This window comes from Neptunomonas sp. (assembly GCF_041601355.1).
Taxonomy (GTDB): domain Bacteria; phylum Pseudomonadota; class Gammaproteobacteria; order Pseudomonadales; family Balneatricaceae; genus Neptunomonas.
In genome coordinates this window covers 1-3,147 of the sequence record NZ_JBFIIH010000231.1, presented here as the reverse complement: position 1 = coordinate 3,147, position 3,147 = coordinate 1, and the positions used below count along the sequence as shown (strand labels likewise).

The 3,147-nt window shown below is 42.1% G+C and carries 4 protein-coding genes; 1 reads left to right on the top strand and 3 read right to left on the bottom strand.

All coding sequences use genetic code 11. The features are described from left to right. From ABY436_RS19705 to gcvA, 3 genes are all read right to left on the bottom strand, one after another. A partial coding sequence (locus ABY436_RS19705) for an acyl-CoA dehydrogenase family protein (RefSeq protein ID WP_372740631.1) occupies positions 1-458 on the bottom strand: 458 nt, incomplete at its 3' end. A 492-nt stretch (positions 459-950) separates the two neighbouring features. Then, positions 951-1,655: an aspartate/glutamate racemase family protein gene (locus ABY436_RS19700; protein WP_372740630.1), complete on the bottom strand. Its 705-nt coding sequence runs from the start codon at positions 1,653-1,655 to the stop codon at positions 951-953. Positions 1,656-1,691: 36 nt separating this feature from the next. After that, the gene (gene gcvA, locus ABY436_RS19695) at positions 1,692-2,585 is read right to left on the bottom strand and encodes a transcriptional regulator GcvA (RefSeq protein ID WP_372740629.1); all 894 of its coding nucleotides are present in this window, start codon (positions 2,583-2,585) and stop codon (positions 1,692-1,694) included. Between the two features lie 121 nt (positions 2,586-2,706). Between gcvA and ABY436_RS19690 the strand changes: the two genes are divergently transcribed. Next, complete coding sequence (locus tag ABY436_RS19690) at positions 2,707-2,895, top strand: RSP_7527 family protein (RefSeq protein WP_372740628.1); 189 nt, start codon at positions 2,707-2,709, stop codon at positions 2,893-2,895. Positions 2,896-3,147: the final 252 nt, after the last annotated feature.

The window sequence follows — 3,147 nt, the reverse complement described above, 5'->3', positions numbered from 1 at the left end:
CGGGTACGCATACCAGCAGGATCAGAACCCGCATCCGGTTCAGTTAAACCAAAGCAACCAATCCATTCACCACTGGCTAATTTTGGCAGGTACTTTTGACGCTGCGCTTCGCTTCCATAAGCATAGATCGGATGCATTACTAAAGAAGACTGTACACTCATCGCTGAACGATAGCCGCTGTCTACTCGCTCGACTTCACGCGCTACCAAACCATAGCTGACATGACTTGCACCCGCACCGCCGTACTCCTCAGGCAAAGTGCTTCCCAACAGACCCAGCTCGCCCAGCTCTCTCATTATTTCTACATCAAACGTTTCATTACGGTTCGCCATCAATACACGAGGCATTAACTGACCTTGCATATAATCACGCGCAGCATCACGAATCATTCTTTCTTCATCGGTAATCTGCTGATCTAACAGGAAAGGGTCTTCCCAAACAAAAGTTGCTTTACTCATGGTGATGGCCTCATCGTATTTATAATATTGTCGTTGTGATCTTGTTTATCACTCAGTTGTCACAACTAACTGCATACTAACATCAGATATTGTTCATTATTTTTTACAAAAGCAATATATTGAACTGTTTTTTTACATGAAAAAAATACACATCCATTAAATAAGTTAAAATTTTTTTTAAGACAACCATTCAATTTATTGATTTTATGTAAAATTATACAAAAATATCATATTGTGACGACAGACAAAAATTTTCCCATGCACGGGCATATGCAGAGAGAATTTAAACAAAAAAGAAAAAAACGCAACAACAGGTGTTGTTTATAGTTTACATATAGGAATCGGTTAGGCAGGAAACAGGCAAAACAGCATGAGGTTAGCAGCGACACCTCCTTAGTAATATCAGGCATAAAATCCACATGTTATAAAAATATTTAAATACTGATGAGAAAAATTTAATACGAGCCAAGAAGCACGGATAACTGTAAAGAGTCATTCCCGTAATTCCATAAGTGAGCATGAAATCGCTTTTCCCGCATGTATAACTGTGGTGTCAAATAATTTTATAGGGGTATCACTTTGCTGCAACAGCAGCCCTATTTCAGTACACCCCAGAATAATAGCCTCGGCTCCCTGATCCACCAATTGATTCACGATCCGTAAATACTCATTTTTTGAGCCGACCTTCACATCACCCAAACATAGCTCCTTATAAATGATGTCGTGCACTCGCTGCCGATCATCTGTGGCCGGTATCAACACCTGCAAACCAAACCTATCAGTCAAACGTCCTTTATAAAAATCCTGCTCCATCGTAAATTGCGTACCTAGCAGCCCTACACACTTTACACCCTGTTCAACTAAAACCTCAGCGGTAGCGTCTGCAATATGAAGTATTGGAATATCAAGCACCGCTTCAATTTCACCTGCAACCTTGTGCATTGTGTTTGTACAAATCAACAAAAAATCCGCACCGCCAGCTTGCACACTCAGGGCTGCTTGTTTAAGAATATCAGCGGTTTTCGCCCAATCCCCTTTATGCTGGCACGCCTCTATTGGCTGAAAGTCAACGCTGTACATTATAATTTTAGCAGAATGCAGTCCGCCCATATGCTGCTTCACTCCTTCATTGATTAGCCGGTAATACGTCACGGTACTCTCCCAACTCATGCCGCCTAACAGTCCAATGGTGCGCATAAAATAACTCCTGCAATTGCTTATAATACCCAATGACTAAACACAGCTATCACACATCTCTTCGATAACCCATTCTTTAAAAACGCGCATTCCATGAGTTAACATTCTGTGTTTCTGATGCACCAGATAAAACGACTTTTGAGTATCCAGCATAATATCAAAGGGCATAATCAGCTTCCCCTCTGTTATCTCGCGTGAAGAGAGAGTACTGTCGGCCAGCGCAACCCCCAGGCCTTCCTGAGCCGCAGCAGTTGCCAACTGGCTGCTGGATAGCCGCAGTCCCCGACTAAAACCTACCGACTCAACACCTGACAGATGCAACCATTGCGGCCACTCATCAAGACGTTTACTGACATGAATTAATGTATGCTGGCGAAGATCCTCCGGTTTAACCAAAGGTTTATCCTGAGTAATCAGCCCGGGAGAACACACCGGCACAAGAAACACATCACTTAAGAAATGTACATCGATATCGTGCCAATCACCCTTACCAAAATAGACAGCCATATCTGTATTTGACCTATTGAAATCGATCAAACCCGTCGACGCAGTAATCTGCAACTCAACTTCCGGAAATTTTTTCTGAAACCGTTGCATTCTAGGCATTAGCCAGCGTGTCAGGAAATTTGGCGCAACACTAATGGTGACAACATCTGTTTCCGGATTAGATTTCAGCCTTTGAGTGGCAACCTCAATTTCATCCAACGCATATCTGATTGATAGCAGGTACTGCTCCCCCTGAGGCGTTAACTGTACCTTTCTTTTATTTCTTCTAAAAAGCACCACCCCTAAAAATTGCTCAAGTGTTTTAATTTGGTGACTAACGGCTGATGCTGTAACCGAAAGCTCATCTGCAGCCAAAACAAAGCTCTCATTCCGGGCTGCTGACTCAAATACTCTTATTGCATTAAGAGGAGGCAAACGTCTCATAATGAAAAACCTATTGGTGAATTATTATCATCATTCTGATGAAATTTCATCGTTTGTGCAACGCCTTACCAGACCTTAGTATAAGCCCATTAACCAAAGCAACTCTCAACGAGAAAACAGCATGAAAAACGATACTGAATTACACTTGGATGCAGACGGAAACATTAATACGGCCTATTACATTCGCCAAGCTCGTCAATTACGCAGTGACTACGTAGCTACTTTAATTACACGAGTGAAGAATAAATTCAAAGCCTTGTTTCACATTCAGCTACCCAGCATTAATGCTGACCGACCCGCTCAGCATTAATAACAGACTATCGGGGCCATAACGGCCCCTGGCCTTTAAGTTACGTCCTAGCCTTAAGATACATTAATCAACCGGTTTTTTTGTCTATACTATAAGTTAATAATCAGCAGGTAATAATCAGCGACCAATAATTAACTGAACGGTAGGCATTTATGAAACAAGCTATCATTAGTGGAATCGGCCTATGGACACCCGAAAACAGCATCAGCAATGAAGAGCTAGTCACTGCTTATAATGCGTGGGCAACACAAT